This is a genomic window from Pseudomonas sp. FG35, assembly GCF_057809295.1.
The window spans coordinates 146,281-159,283 of the sequence record NZ_JBMDJR010000008.1; the positions used below are offsets into that span (position 1 = coordinate 146,281).

A 13,003-nucleotide genomic window follows, 5' to 3' on the forward strand; every position below is an offset into this window, starting at 1 on the left:
GTACTTCCTCAATTAAACCAGGACGTTGCACTGGCGCAGGGCCGAGCGCAGCGTTTCATGACAAGGAGCGCTCAGCCAGGTCAGCGGCAAGCGGATGCCTTGGTGCATCAGGCCCATTTCGACCAAAGCCCACTTCACCGGAATCGGGTTGGCTTCGATGAACAGGTCCTTGTGCAGTGGCATCAGTTTTTCGTTGATGGCCCGTGCGGTCTCGGCGTCGCCCTTGAGCGCGGCCTCGCACAGGTCGGCCATTTCGCGTGGCGCGACGTTGGCGGTGACGGAGATGTTGCCCTTGCCGCCCAACAAGATCAGCTCTACGGCGGTCGGATCATCGCCGGACAGCACGATGAAGTCCTTGCTCACGCCGTCGATGATCGCCTTGGCACGTTTCAGGTCGCCGGTAGCTTCCTTGATGCCGATGATGTTCGGCACGGTGGACAGGCGGATCACGGTCTCGGCCTGCATGTCGCAGGAGGTGCGGCCGGGAACGTTATAGAGAATCTGTGGGATGTCGACCGCTTCGGCGATGTGCTTGAAGTGCTGGTACAGGCCTTCCTGGGTCGGCTTGTTGTAGTACGGGACTACCAGCAGGCAGGCATCGGCGCCGGCTTCCTTGGCATTGCGGGTCAGCTCGACAGCTTCGCGGGTCGAGTTGGCGCCGGTACCGGCGATCACCGGAATACGACCGGCAACCTGTTTGACCACGGCTTTGATGACGGCGATGTGTTCTTCTACATCAAGGGTTGCCGACTCGCCGGTGGTGCCGACCGCGACAATGGCATGGGTGCCGTTCTTGAGATGGAAGTCCACGAGTTTGCTGAGGCTGTCCCAGTCAAGACGCCCTTGTGCATCCATGGGTGTGACCAGTGCCACCATACTGCCCGCAATCATGAAACCGCTCCTGCCGGAAAAAGAGAGCGGTAATGGTACTGGCGCCAAGATGCTTGCACAAGCGAAGTACTGTGCCGCCATTCCCCTTGGCGCCGCTTTTCGCTACCCTTCAGACTTTGATCGGTACTGATCAGCTTGTACGCCGGGTTCCAGTCTCCCGTTTCGGCCTCCCGGGCCCCGTTCCAGTGTCGTTGCCGTACGCTTGCTTGTTCATGGAGCCGTAGCGCCACACGAATCGGGTCTTCCGGACAGGCATTGCCCCGGCAATCAACGCCCTCTCCCTACCGACCGCTCATCGCTTTAGGAATGCTGCATGTCCACCCCCACAGTTCGCGAACAATTCCTTGTCATCAGTGCCCTCGGCGCCAATCCCATGGAGCTGACCAACGTCCTGTGCCGCGCCAGCCATGAAAACCGCTGCGCGGTGGTCACCTCGCGCCTGACCCGCCACGGCGAGTGCAGCGCGCTGGTGCTCGAAGTCTCCGGCAGCTGGGACGCACTGGCTCGCCTTGAAGGCAGCCTGCCCGTGCTGGCCAAGCGTCATGCGTTCACCGTCAATGTGGTGCGCAGCGCCGCCCTGGAAAACCGTCCGCAAGCCCTGCCGTACGTGGCTTACGTGTCTTCGGCGTACCGTCCGGACATCATCAACGAGCTGTGCCAGTTCTTCATGGATCACAACGTCGAGCTGGAAAACCTGACGTGCGATACCTATCAGGCACCGCAGACCGGCGGCACCATGCTGAACGCCACGTTCACCGTGACCCTGCCCGCCGGCACCCAGATCAGCTGGCTGCGTGACCAGTTCCTGGATTTCGCCGACGCCATGAACCTGGATGCACTGATCGAACCTTGGCGCCCACAGAACCCAATGTAAGGAAGCTTTACATGGCCGTTGTCATCGACCAACCGGTTACGGATTTCGAAGCACCTGCCACCAGCGGGCAGACTGTCAGCCTGTCGGCCCTCAAGGGCAAGCAAGTGGTGATCTACTTCTATCCGAAGGACAGCACCCCGGGCTGCACCACCGAAGGCCAAGGCTTTCGCGATCAATACACAGCGTTCAAGGCTGCCAACACGGAAATCTTCGGCATCTCTCGCGATAGTCTGAAGTCCCACGAGAACTTCAAGTGCAAGCAGGAGTTTCCGTTCGAGTTGATCAGCGACAAGGACGAAGCCGTCTGCCAGCTGTTCGACGTGATCAAGCTGAAGAAACTTTACGGCAAGGAATACCTGGGCGTTGATCGCAGCACGTTCCTGATCGACAAGAACGGCGTACTGCGTCAGGAATGGCGCGGCGTTAAGGTGCCAGGACATGTCGATGCAGTGCTGGCTGCTGCTCAGGCGCTGAACAAGGCCTGATGCTGTCGGCGCCCTTGCGGGCGCCGTTTCATTTTCAAAGCAGCGGCGCTACCGCCGGCTCCTTGCGCGGCCACGCATCCAGCACTGCCTTGAACAGGGTCGCCAGCGGAATCGCGAAGAACACGCCCCAGAATCCCCATAGCCCGCCGAACAACAGCACCGCGCAGATGATCGCCACCGGGTGCAGATTGACCGCTTCGGAAAACAGCAACGGCACCAGCACGTTGCCGTCCAGGGTCTGAATGATCCCGTAGACCGCCATCAGATAGATGAACTGATCGCTCCAGCCCCACTGGAACAGCGCAATCAGCAGCACTGGCACGGTCACCACCACCGCCCCGACATACGGCACCACCACCGACACGCCCACCAACAGGGCCAGCAGCGCCGCATAATTGAGCCCCAGCGCGACGAACGCGATGTAGGTCACGCCACCACAAATCACGATCTCGATGACCTTGCCGCGAATGTAGTTGGCGATCTGCCGGTTCATTTCCTCGGCAACCCGGGTGATCAGCGCCCGTTCGCGCGGCAAATAGCCGCGCACCCACTCGCCGATCATTGCCCGGTCCTTGAGGAAGAAGAACACCAGGATCGGCACCAGCACCAGATAGATCATGATGTTCACCAGCAGCGGCAAGCTCGACAACGAGAACGTCAGCGCCCACTGGCCGAACTTGCCGATCTCGCCCCGCGCCGCTTCGATCGCTTGCAGCACCTGCTCGTCGGAAACCAGATGCGGGTAGCGCTCGGGCAGCAGCAACAGCAGCGATTGCCACTTGGCGAGCATGCCCGGCAACTCGTTGAACAGGGTGATCAACTGGTGCCAGAGCAGCGGCAGCACCACGACGATGAACACCATCAGCACGCCCATGAACAGCGCAAACACCAGACCGACCGCCGCCCCTCCGGGCACGCGCAGACGTTCGAGCGTGACCACCAGCCCCTGCATCAGATACGCCAGCACCATCCCGGCCAGCACCGGCGCAAGCATTCCGCCCAGTGTCAGCACCGCGGTGAAGGCGAGAAACAGCAAAACCGCCAGCACCACTGCTTCCTCATCGGAGAAGTAGCGCTGAATCCAGTCGCGCAACACTTTGAACATCAATTTTCCTTAGGTCATTTACGCGGTCGGTTTCAGGCTTTTTTCAGCCAGTAACGGTAGACACCCGCCTCGTCTTCTTCACGCAGCAGCGTATGACCGGCCAACTTGGCAAAGGTGCGAAAGTCGCGTTGCGAGCCTGCGTCCGTGGCAATTACCTTGAGTATCGCGCCGCTAGGCAGCTTGTTCAGCTCCATCTTGGCCTTGAGCAACGGCAACGGACAATTCAGGCCACTGGCGTCCAGTTCACAGTCATGGGCTACAGCGTCGGTCATGCGTCACTCCGGATCAGGTGGTCAGGCTGCCTAGAATATCTGGTCGCAGGCCCGGTGTCCGGCTACAGTAAGGTCTTTGTCGACTAAGGCTTTGTGCATGACATTTCTGCGCCCTACCCTGCTGACGCTCGCTTGCCTGCTCGCCTCACCGGGCTTCGCCGACGACCTGCCGTCACTCGGTGACGCCAGTTCTGCCATCGTCTCGCCACAACAGGAATATCAATTGGGTCGCGCCTGGCTGGCGTTGCTGCGCAGCCAGGTTTCGCAGCTCAACGATCCACAGCTCAAAGACTACGTCGAATCCAGCGTCTATAAGCTGGTGGAAACCAGCCAGGTCAATGACCGACGCCTGGAATTCATCCTGATCAACAGCCCGCAGCTGAACGCATTCGCGGCACCGGGCGGGATTGTCGGGGTCAATGGCGGCCTGTTCCTCAATGCCCAGACCGAGGGCGAATATGCTTCGGTACTGGCTCACGAGCTGGCGCACTTGTCCCAACGCCACTTCGCCCGTGGCGTCGAGGCTTCCCAGCGGATGCAGGTGCCGATGATGGCGGCGCTGCTGGCCGGCATCGTGATCGCCGCGGCAGGCGCAGGCGATGCCGGGATTGCTGCGATTGCCGGTACCCAGGCGGCAGCAATTCAGGAACAACGACGTTTCTCGCGCCAGAACGAGCAGGAGGCCGACCGCATCGGCATCCTCAACCTGGAAAAGGCCGGCTACGATCCGCGCTCGATGCCGACCATGTTCGAGCGTTTGATGCGCCAGTACCGCTTCGATGCCAAACCGCCGGAATTCCTGCTGACCCACCCGGTCACCGAATCGCGGATCGCCGACACCCGCAACCGCGCCGAACAGGCTAAACCCGGCGGTATCGAAGACAGCAAGCGCTACCAACTGATCCGGGCGCGGGTGCAGTTGACCTATGAAGAAACGCCGGGCCTTGGTGCCAAGCGCTTCCGCGCGCAACTGGATGAGAACCCTAAAAACGACGTGGCTCGCTATGGTCTGGCGATCGCCCAGATCAAGGGTGGTCAGTTGAACGAAGCACGGGAGAATCTCAAGCAACTGCTGGAGAAATCGCCGAACGAGATCATCTACAACCTCGCGCAGATCGACCTGGACATCACCAACAACAAACTGCCCGATGCTCAGTCCCGGGTTGACCGGATGCTCAGCCAGTATCCTGGCAACTATCCGCTGAATCAGGTGCGTGTCGATCTGCTGCTGAAACAGAACCGAACCGCCGATGCGGAGAAGGCACTCGAGGGCTTGTTGAAATCGCGTCCGGACGATCCAGACGTTTGGTACCAGGTTGCAGAAACCCGCGGACTGTCCGGCAATATCATTGGCTTGCATCAGGCCCGTGCCGAGTATTTCGCGCTGGTCGGCGATTATCGCCAGGCCATCCAGCAACTGGACTTCGCCAAACGCAAGGCCGGCAGCAACTTCCCGCTGTCGTCGCGTATCGATGCCCGTCAGCGCGAGCTGATGGAGCAAGAGCGTATGGTCAAGGACATGATGGGTTAAGCCCGCGCCGAGACAAATTCCGGATACAAAAAAACCGCCTCTTTCGAGGCGGTTTTTTTTACTGCTTGGACAACTGGATCATTCAGCCAGTTTGAACGTGATGAAGCTGGCACGGCCCTGACGCAGAACGCGCATCGACACCGAACGGTTTTTCGGTAGCGCCTTGGCGATCTCGGCGAACTCCTTGGAAGAACCGATGGCCTGATTGTTCAGGTGGGTGATGATGTCGCCCGGTTGCAGACCGATCAGGGCTGCAGGACCGTCCTGCACTTCCTTGATCACCACACCACCTTTGAGGTCGTAGGTTTTCTTCTGCTCGGCGCTCAGCTCGGCAACCGATACCCCCAGACGATTGCTGTTGGTTTCAGCACCAGATTTCGGCAGAGCATCCAGTTCCTTGTCTTCATCTGGAATGGCGCCGACAGTCAGCTCGACATTCTTGCGCTTGCCGTCACGAATCACTTCGAGGTTGGCCTTGGCGCCAGCCTTCAACGCACCCACCAGATGTGGCAGGTCAGCAGACATGACGATCGGTTGACCGTTCATGCTCAGGATCACGTCACCCACTTGCAGGCCGCCCTTTGCAGCCGGGCCGTCATCCTGAATCTGTGCGACCAGTGCACCGGCCGGTTTATCCAGACCGAACGACTCGGCCAGATCCTTGTTCACTTCCTGGATGACAACGCCCAACCAGCCACGGCTGACTTTGCCGCCGCTTTTCAGCTGATTGGAAACGTCCATTGCCACGTCGATCGGAATGGCGAACGACACGCCCATGAAGCCACCGGAACGGGTGTAGATCTGCGAGTTGATCCCGACCACTTCACCGTTCAGATTGAACAGCGGGCCACCGGAGTTACCCGGGTTGATCGGTACGTCGGTCTGGATGAACGGCACGTAGTTTTCATTCGGCAGGCTGCGACCGACGGCACTGACGATGCCTTGAGTCACGGTGTGATCAAAGCCGAATGGCGAACCGATTGCCACCACCCATTGACCGGCTTTCAGGTCCTGGGATTTGCCGAGTTTCAGCACTGGCAGATCCTTGCCTTCGATTTTCAGCAGCGCCACGTCGGAGCGTGGGTCGGTGCCGATCAGCTTGGCTTTCATTTCACTGCGATCAGCCAGACGGACGAGGATTTCGTCGGCATCGGCGATCACATGGTTATTGGTCAGGATGTAGCCATCCGGCGAAATGATAAAGCCCGACCCCAGCGACTGCGCTTCACGCTGGCGATCACCACGCGGAGAACGCTGTTGCGGCGGCATGCCGCGCTCGAAGAACTCGCGCAGCATCGGCGGCAAGCCTTCCAGGTCGGGCATTTGCTGGTTCACTTTGCGATCCGGCAGCTTTTGCGTGGTACTGATGTTCACCACCGCAGGCGAGGCCTGTTCGACCAGCTGGGTGAAATCCGGCAGGTTGGCCGGGCTGGCCGCCTCAGCCGCATGGACTGCAGGAACAGCCTGACCGAGCACCAGCACCGTGGCGAAAATGGAGAGATAAGACTTCAAGCTTGGTATCGACATACAGCTCCCGTTACGACGAGCAGGGTTAAGCGATATGGAGCAAGGAACACCGGAAACCACAGGCCGGCATTTTTGTTCCGGGAACAACAAACAAGGCCAGAGCCGAGAGGCTCTGACCTATAAAAAATTTTCGGGTGTTTTGCAAATGAAAATGCTCAGCAAACATTTCACGTCTCGACGACGAAGTGGAGATAGCTGGAATCAGCTCACTGCTTGCTGGTTGCAGCGCCATCATTGCGCATCGACAGGGCAATCCGTTCGGCGGTCCCGATTGGAATCTCGCCGACGACCGTCACCATCATTTCGCCTTGAGGCGTAGTCAAACGACGGGATACGGCAACGGTCGGGCCCAGTTGAGTTCGGGTATCGGTGACGGTTGCGCCATTCAGCGGCTCCAGGAAAACAGAGAAGCGGGCAAGACCATCGTCATACATCAGGCTGTTGACCTGGGTCTTGGTTTCCGGATCCTTGTGCGAGGAACTACTGGTGAGTTCGAAGCCAGGAGGCAGCCAGTCAGAACGCCAGACCTGTGCGGTCTTGACCGCAGAAGCCTTGTCGCTGTCGAGAGTGACTGTCTTGCAATCGGAGTTGGCTTGCAGGTCTTTATCGGACGGAATTTCAGAAGTATCCAGCCGCGTGAACTGGAACCTCTCAAGCAACTGCCCCTTGTCGTTCAACAGCAGCGACTTGAGCGGCAGACCCGTTTCCTTGTCCAGATGCAGTTCGAAGCCGTAGCGGTGCTGATCACGGGGCGTCAGCGATACGATCACCGCTTCGCGTCCTGCCACACGTGACTTGCCAATGACGGCAAGCTCATACCAGTTCTTCAGCTTTTGGGGATCGAGAGGGCGAGCGGCGGAATTGGGAGAATCCCCAAGCCCCGCAATCAGAGTGCCGCTGACGCATTGAGTATGTCCATCAATGCGCACGACTTCCTGAGCCGAACCGTCGAGCTGAAGCAAACGCTCGCGGACCTGGCCATTCTGTACGCGATGCCAGATGTTGTGGGTAGAAAAGCTACCGTTACGCTCGTAAACGAATGTGCCGTGAAAGCTTTGCTGCTGCTCGGCCTGGCCCAGGCGGGTCAACCAGTCCTGAGCCTCGTCGGCGTGGGCTGGAACAATGAACCAGCCGCTGAGCAGAAGCGAAAGTAGAGGTATGGCGCGCATGATCCCCCTTAACGGTTTTCCAGGCTTGCTGCACGTGCATATGGCAGCGCGCTCTCGGTGCCTTTCAAGGCAGCCTGTTGAGCGTGTTGACGCAGGTAACCTGGCAGACGCTGATCGTGCCAGCCTGGCTGACCTTGCAGTACACCATTGGCCATTGGGCCAGTAGCTTCAGAACTCTCATTATAGCCTGCCAATACCGCCGGGCCTTTTACCTGAGGGGTAGCCAGCACTGGCTGATTGGATTGCTGAGCGAGTTCGACGCCAGCGATTTCGTCCTGATTGTACAGACGAACACCCGCCAGTACGGCAACGGTCACCGAGGCAGCTACGGCCAGACGACCAAGGCTGCGCCATGGGCCGCGGGACACTTTGGCAGGAGTTGCTTCGTCTTCCAGCGCAGCAGAAACGGCCGCAGCAAGATCCAGACGTGGGAGCAACAGATCCTTGTGCATGGCTGCCCGAGCGATCTGATAACGAGCCCAGGTTTCACGGGTTTCAACATCGTCCAGTGCATTGAGCACTCGACGCAATTCCAGTTCGTCCGCTTCGTTATCCATCACTGCGGACAGCGATTCCTGCAGGGCTTCACGACTCATGGCGTTCCTCTCTTGGCTGTCGCCGCTGTCTTTAGTTTTCCTGCAACAACGGCTGCAGGGCTTTATCGATGGCCTCCCGGGCGCGGAAAATCCGGGAGCGCACGGTACCAACCGGACATTGCATGACGCTCGCGATGTCCTCGTAACTCAGACCATCGAATTCGCGCAAAGTTAACGCTGTGCGCAAATCCTCTGGCAGTTGCTGAATGGTTCGATGGACGGTGCCTTCGATCTCATCCCGCAGCAATGCACGTTCAGGTGACTCGAGATCTTTCAGGCCGTGATCGCCGTCATAGAACTCTGCATCCTCGGAACTTACATCGCTATCCGGCGGCCGACGGCCGCGTGAAACCAGATAGTTCTTCGCCGTGTTGATGGCGATGCGGTACAGCCACGTATAAAACGCACTGTCGCCACGGAAATTTCCAAGCGCTCGATACGCCTTGATAAAGGCTTCTTGTGCGACGTCCTGGGCTTCATGGGTGTCGTGCACAAAACGCACGATCAACCCGAGAATTTTGTGCTGATACTTCAGCACCAGCAGATCGAAAGCTCGCTTGTCGCCACGCTGAACGCGTTCGACCAGCTGCTGATCCTCTTCCTGGGTTAGCATGAACACTCCTCGATAAACTCGGAGGAGGTTTGCATGACCAAACGACCGGACTTGCAAACATAGACTCGGGCTTTTCGCAAAAGTTCTCCCCCTCCAAGCAAGTTTCCTGCGGGCTCTGATTTGGCACGCACGAAAAACGCAGCGCGGGATGAACCGGCTGCGCGAATAATCTTGTCATCGGCTCGCCGGCAAGAACCCAACCGCAGGTTCCGCATTGAAGCCGACACTGTCCCTTGTTTCGGGCAACTGTCTATTGATCTTGGGCCTTTGGCAAAAGTTCCAAATATTTATAGACGTGCCGCGCCGACATTGTGCAACCGTGAGCTGAAAAAGCGTGTTTCATCTGCGATACAGTCGCTTTTTCCTAAAACCGATGAAAAAAACTTCCCGACAAAGCGTCCGTATTTTTTCGTCACGGTAGTTTCACAATGCCATATCGGCCCGACTATTGTGCCGCCCAACCCCTCTATATACTAGTGGGCTGTGTGGCTGTCTCGACTCGCCCATCCGCCTGTCCTGCGCCAACCCCGACCCGGGTCGCTTTGAGCGGAATCCTGAAATGAGCCAACAGTTTCAACACGATGTTCTGGTGATTGGCAGCGGCGCTGCCGGTTTGAGTCTCGCGCTGACCCTGCCCGGTCACTTGCGCATCGCCGTACTGAGCAAAGGCGATCTTGCCAACGGCTCGACCTATTGGGCACAGGGTGGCGTCGCAGCCGTGCTGGACGACACCGACACTGTCGAATCCCATGTCGATGACACCCTCAATGCTGGCGGCGGTTTGTGCCATGAAGACGCGGTGCGTTTCACCGTCGAGCACAGCAAGGAAGCGATCCAATGGCTGATCGACCAGGGCGTGCCGTTCACTCGCGACGAACAGTCCGGCACCGAAGACGGCGGCTTCGAATTTCACCTCACCCGCGAAGGCGGTCACAGCCATCGACGGATCATCCACGCCGCCGATGCCACTGGCGCTGCGATCTTCACGACCCTGCTGGCCCAGGCCAAAGAACGCCCGAACATCGAACTGCTCGAACAGCGGGTAGCGGTCGATCTGATCACCGAGCGTCGGCTGGGGCTGGAAGGCGAACGCTGCCTCGGCGCCTACGTACTCAACCGCAAAACCGGGGAAGTCGATACCTTCGGTGCACGCTTCGTGATCCTGGCGTCCGGCGGCGCCGCGAAAGTCTATCTATATACAAGCAACCCCGACGGCGCCTGTGGTGACGGCATCGCCATGGCCTGGCGCTCGGGCTGCCGAGTGGCGAACCTGGAGTTCAACCAGTTCCACCCCACCTGCCTCTACCACCCGCAAGCCAAGAGTTTTCTGGTAACCGAAGCCCTGCGCGGTGAAGGTGCCCATTTGAAGCTGCCGAACGGCGAACGCTTCATGCAGCGCTTCGACTCACGCGCAGAACTGGCACCACGGGACATCGTCGCCCGCGCCATCGACCACGAAATGAAGCGCCTGGGTGTCGATTGCGTCTACCTCGACATCAGCCACAAACCCGAAGCCTTCATCAAATCGCACTTCCCGACCGTCTACGAACGCTGCCTCGGATTCGGCATCGACATCACCAAGCAACCGATCCCGGTCGTACCGGCTGCGCATTACACCTGCGGCGGAGTGATGGTCGATCAACAGGGCCGCACCGATGTGCCCGGCCTGTACGCCATTGGCGAAACCAGCTTCACCGGCCTGCATGGCGCCAACCGCATGGCCAGCAACTCGCTGCTGGAATGCTTCGTTTACGCCCGATCGGCAGCGGCGGACATTCTCGAGCAACTGCCCGACGTCTTGATCCCGCGCGCCCTGCCCGCCTGGGACGCCAGCCAGGTGACCGACTCCGATGAAGACGTGATCATCGCCCACAACTGGGACGAATTGCGGCGCTTCATGTGGGACTACGTGGGCATCGTGCGCACCAACAAGCGCCTGCAAAGGGCACAACACCGCGTGCGTCTGCTGCTGGATGAAATCGACGAGTTCTACAGCAACTATAAAGTCAGTCGCGACCTGATCGAGTTGCGCAACCTGGCGCAAGTAGCGGAACTGATGATCCGCTCGGCCATGGAGCGCAAGGAAAGCCGAGGCCTGCATTACACACTCGACTACCCAGACCTGCTGCCCGAAGCACTCGACACTATTCTGGTGCCGCCCACCTACGTCGGCTGAACTTGAGGCGTACCCGCAGGCGTCGGTGCAGATCCGCCGCCTGCGAGTCCCGCGTTACACAGATCGACCTGACCCGCCGTTCACCACGCAATCTAAAGCGCAGCACCACGATCAGTGGCAGCGCCAGGCTGTCCGGGCGCAACTGCACCGCTTGCCAGCCATCGGCCTTGTTCCACAGCTGCCAGCCATCCGCGTCCCGACGCAATCCGCAAAATGCCTTGGGATGACTCAGCAGTATCTGCCGCGGCAACACCCAGGCAGCATGGCCGAGACACGCGAAAGCCCCGAGCAAACCGGCCCAGAAAGAAATCGACAATAGAAACAGGGAACCCAGCGCGAATGCCTGGGCCAGAAGATACGCCGCCAGCAACTGCCGTGAGGCATGCCAGCGGCATTCGAACGTGTTACTTGGGCTGGACACGATCCAGAATCATGCGAACCATGCGTTGCAGCTCGGGATCTTCCGATTCGCTGCGCTCCATGAACCAGCCGAACATGTCCTGATCCTCGCACTCGAGCAGGCGGACATACAGCGCACGATCCACCTCGTTCAGATTGGCGTAGACCTCTTTCACGAACGGCACCAGCAACACGTCGAGTTCCAGCATGCCGCGACGGCTGTGCCAAAAGAGGCGATTCAGTTCAACTTGTTCGACCATGGAGCCCTCCTGAAATAGGCCGCAAGTATACAGGCCCGAAGCGGGCCGAACAGTCGGCTTTGGTCGGGCGCCATCGATCCTTTATCAACTACCCATTTCAACACCACCCCCTTATGATGTGCCCCAGTCTATTTACCCTGCGATGACCCATGGCCGATTCTGCTTTTTTCTGCACCCTGTCTCATGAAGGCGTTCTCGCGGTTCGCGGCGCGGATGCCGGCAAATTCCTGCAAGGCCAGCTGACCTGCAACATCAATTACCTGAGTGAAACCCAGGCCAGCCTTGGTGCCCGTTGCACACAGAAAGGCCGGATGCAGTCGAGTTTCCGCATCGTGCTTGAAGGCGACGGCGTGCTGCTGGCGATGGCCGGCGCGCTGCTGGAACCGCAACTGGCGGATCTGAAGAAGTACGCGGTGTTCTCCAAATCGAAACTGACCGACGAAAGCGCCTCCTGGGTGCGCTTCGGTCTGGATCATGGCGATGCGGCCCTGAGCAGCCTGGGTCTGGAACTGCCGGCAGAAACAGACAGCGTGGCCCGCCACGAAGGGCTGATCGCGATTCGCGTCTCCCCTAATCGTGCCGAACTCTGGGTGCCTGCCGATCAGGCCGACACCGTCAAAGGCAAGCTGTGCGCGCAATTGACCGAAGCCGAACTCAATCAATGGCTGCTGGGCCAGATCCGCGCCGGTATCGGCCAGGTCATGCCGAGCACCCGTGAGCTGTTCATCCCGCAGATGCTCAATCTGCAGGCCGTCGGCGGTGTGAGCTTCAAGAAAGGCTGCTACACCGGCCAGGAAATCGTCGCGCGCATGCAGTACCTGGGCAAACTCAAACGTCGCCTGTATCGCGTGAAACTGGATGCCGCTGAGTTGCCGGAGCCCGGCACCGCGCTGTTCGCCCCGAGCCACGGCAGTTCGATCGGCGAAGTGGTGCTGGCCGCCCGTACCGAAAAGAATATTGAACTGCTGGCGGTGTTGCAGGCCGAAGCTGCCGAAGCGGGCGACTTGCATCTGGGCTCGGCCGAAGGTCCGGCGCTGCACTTGCTCGACCTGCCATACGAACTGGATCGCGACCGCGAAATCCAGCGTTGATCGCAGCATTTGTT

General features: G+C 59.3%; 14 protein-coding genes. 5 read left to right on the plus strand and 9 right to left on the minus strand.

Features of this window, described 5'->3' with window-relative positions:
- Positions 1-12 precede the first annotated feature (12 nt).
- A complete protein-coding gene (dapA, locus tag ACODTD_RS17385) occupies positions 13-891 on the minus strand; it encodes a 4-hydroxy-tetrahydrodipicolinate synthase (RefSeq protein WP_007958015.1) in 879 nt (292 codons plus the stop codon).
- Between the two features lie 313 nt (positions 892-1,204).
- Here dapA and ACODTD_RS17390 point away from each other — a divergent pair, with 313 nt between their 5' ends.
- Together ACODTD_RS17390 and ACODTD_RS17395 are read left to right on the plus strand one after the other, a co-directional pair.
- Positions 1,205-1,765 carry a glycine cleavage system transcriptional repressor gene (locus ACODTD_RS17390; RefSeq protein ID WP_007958014.1) on the plus strand — a complete coding sequence of 187 codons (561 nt, stop codon included), beginning with the start codon at positions 1,205-1,207 and terminating at the stop codon, positions 1,763-1,765.
- Positions 1,766-1,776: 11 nt separating this feature from the next.
- On the plus strand, positions 1,777-2,250 hold the full coding sequence (locus tag ACODTD_RS17395) for a peroxiredoxin (RefSeq protein WP_011332909.1): 474 nt from the start codon (positions 1,777-1,779) through the stop codon (positions 2,248-2,250).
- Between the two features lie 34 nt (positions 2,251-2,284).
- On the opposite strand, the gene ACODTD_RS17400 is transcribed toward ACODTD_RS17395, so the two are convergent.
- The gene (locus tag ACODTD_RS17400) at positions 2,285-3,355 is read right to left on the minus strand and encodes an AI-2E family transporter (RefSeq protein WP_085700599.1); all 1,071 of its coding nucleotides are present in this window, start codon (positions 3,353-3,355) and stop codon (positions 2,285-2,287) included.
- Between the two features lie 32 nt (positions 3,356-3,387).
- Positions 3,388-3,627: a sulfurtransferase TusA family protein gene (locus tag ACODTD_RS17405; protein WP_011332907.1), complete on the minus strand. Its 240-nt coding sequence runs from the start codon at positions 3,625-3,627 to the stop codon at positions 3,388-3,390.
- Positions 3,628-3,724: 97 nt separating this feature from the next.
- Between ACODTD_RS17405 and ACODTD_RS17410 the strand changes: the two genes are divergently transcribed.
- Positions 3,725-5,158: a M48 family metalloprotease gene (locus ACODTD_RS17410; protein WP_285356858.1), complete on the plus strand. Its 1,434-nt coding sequence runs from the start codon at positions 3,725-3,727 to the stop codon at positions 5,156-5,158.
- Positions 5,159-5,236: 78 nt separating this feature from the next.
- Here the strand turns inward: ACODTD_RS17410 and ACODTD_RS17415 are convergent, their stop codons facing one another.
- The 4 genes from ACODTD_RS17415 to rpoE all read right to left on the minus strand — a co-directional run bounded on the left by ACODTD_RS17415 (position 5,237) and on the right by rpoE (position 9,063).
- A complete protein-coding gene (locus ACODTD_RS17415; RefSeq protein ID WP_011332905.1) occupies positions 5,237-6,685 on the minus strand; it encodes a DegQ family serine endoprotease in 1,449 nt (482 codons plus the stop codon).
- Between the two features lie 206 nt (positions 6,686-6,891).
- Positions 6,892-7,854, minus strand: a complete 963-nt coding sequence (locus tag ACODTD_RS17420) for a MucB/RseB C-terminal domain-containing protein (RefSeq protein WP_011332904.1) — start codon at positions 7,852-7,854, stop codon at positions 6,892-6,894.
- An 8-nt stretch (positions 7,855-7,862) separates the two neighbouring features.
- On the minus strand, positions 7,863-8,450 hold the full coding sequence (locus tag ACODTD_RS17425; protein WP_011332903.1) for a sigma-E factor negative regulatory protein: 588 nt from the start codon (positions 8,448-8,450) through the stop codon (positions 7,863-7,865).
- Between the two features lie 31 nt (positions 8,451-8,481).
- Positions 8,482-9,063: an RNA polymerase sigma factor RpoE/AlgU gene (gene rpoE, locus ACODTD_RS17430; protein WP_003172477.1), complete on the minus strand. Its 582-nt coding sequence runs from the start codon at positions 9,061-9,063 to the stop codon at positions 8,482-8,484.
- 559 nt (positions 9,064-9,622) lie between these two features.
- Between rpoE and nadB the strand changes: the two genes are divergently transcribed.
- Positions 9,623-11,239 (plus strand): L-aspartate oxidase, encoded by a 1,617-nt coding sequence (gene nadB, locus ACODTD_RS17435; RefSeq protein ID WP_011332901.1) that lies wholly within the window; start codon positions 9,623-9,625, stop codon positions 11,237-11,239.
- Here the strand turns inward: nadB and ACODTD_RS17440 are convergent.
- Complete coding sequence (locus ACODTD_RS17440; protein ID WP_011332900.1) at positions 11,208-11,660, minus strand: protein YgfX; 453 nt, start codon at positions 11,658-11,660, stop codon at positions 11,208-11,210. The genes nadB and ACODTD_RS17440 overlap by 32 nt on opposite strands.
- A complete protein-coding gene (locus tag ACODTD_RS17445) occupies positions 11,644-11,898 on the minus strand; it encodes an FAD assembly factor SdhE (protein WP_007957989.1) in 255 nt (84 codons plus the stop codon). The genes ACODTD_RS17440 and ACODTD_RS17445 overlap by 17 nt, the downstream gene beginning before the upstream one ends.
- Before the next feature lie 149 nt (positions 11,899-12,047).
- Here ACODTD_RS17445 and ygfZ point away from each other — a divergent pair, with 149 nt between their 5' ends.
- A complete protein-coding gene (gene ygfZ, locus ACODTD_RS17450; protein WP_011332899.1) occupies positions 12,048-12,989 on the plus strand; it encodes a CAF17-like 4Fe-4S cluster assembly/insertion protein YgfZ in 942 nt (313 codons plus the stop codon).
- Positions 12,990-13,003 lie beyond the last annotated feature (14 nt).

Bases quoted from the DNA above. Each gene is read 5' to 3' on its own strand.
- ACODTD_RS17400 (WP_085700599.1), bottom strand. From the start codon at position 3,355: ATGTTCAAAGTGTTGCGCGACTGGATTCAGCGCTACTTCTCCGATGAG.
- ACODTD_RS17405 (WP_011332907.1), bottom strand. From the start codon at position 3,627: ATGACCGACGCTGTAGCCCATGACTGTGAACTGGACGCCAGTGGCCTG.
- dapA (WP_007958015.1), bottom strand. From the start codon at position 891: ATGATTGCGGGCAGTATGGTGGCACTGGTCACACCCATGGATGCACAA.
- nadB (WP_011332901.1), top strand. From the start codon at position 9,623: ATGAGCCAACAGTTTCAACACGATGTTCTGGTGATTGGCAGCGGCGCT.
- ACODTD_RS17410 (WP_285356858.1), top strand. From the start codon at position 3,725: ATGACATTTCTGCGCCCTACCCTGCTGACGCTCGCTTGCCTGCTCGCC.
- ACODTD_RS17395 (WP_011332909.1), top strand. From the start codon at position 1,777: ATGGCCGTTGTCATCGACCAACCGGTTACGGATTTCGAAGCACCTGCC.
- ACODTD_RS17390 (WP_007958014.1), top strand. From the start codon at position 1,205: ATGTCCACCCCCACAGTTCGCGAACAATTCCTTGTCATCAGTGCCCTC.
- ACODTD_RS17425 (WP_011332903.1), bottom strand. From the start codon at position 8,450: ATGAGTCGTGAAGCCCTGCAGGAATCGCTGTCCGCAGTGATGGATAAC.
- ACODTD_RS17445 (WP_007957989.1), bottom strand. From the start codon at position 11,898: ATGGTCGAACAAGTTGAACTGAATCGCCTCTTTTGGCACAGCCGTCGC.
- ACODTD_RS17415 (WP_011332905.1), bottom strand. From the start codon at position 6,685: ATGTCGATACCAAGCTTGAAGTCTTATCTCTCCATTTTCGCCACGGTG.
- ygfZ (WP_011332899.1), top strand. From the start codon at position 12,048: ATGGCCGATTCTGCTTTTTTCTGCACCCTGTCTCATGAAGGCGTTCTC.
- rpoE (WP_003172477.1), bottom strand. From the start codon at position 9,063: ATGCTAACCCAGGAAGAGGATCAGCAGCTGGTCGAACGCGTTCAGCGT.
- ACODTD_RS17420 (WP_011332904.1), bottom strand. From the start codon at position 7,854: ATGCGCGCCATACCTCTACTTTCGCTTCTGCTCAGCGGCTGGTTCATT.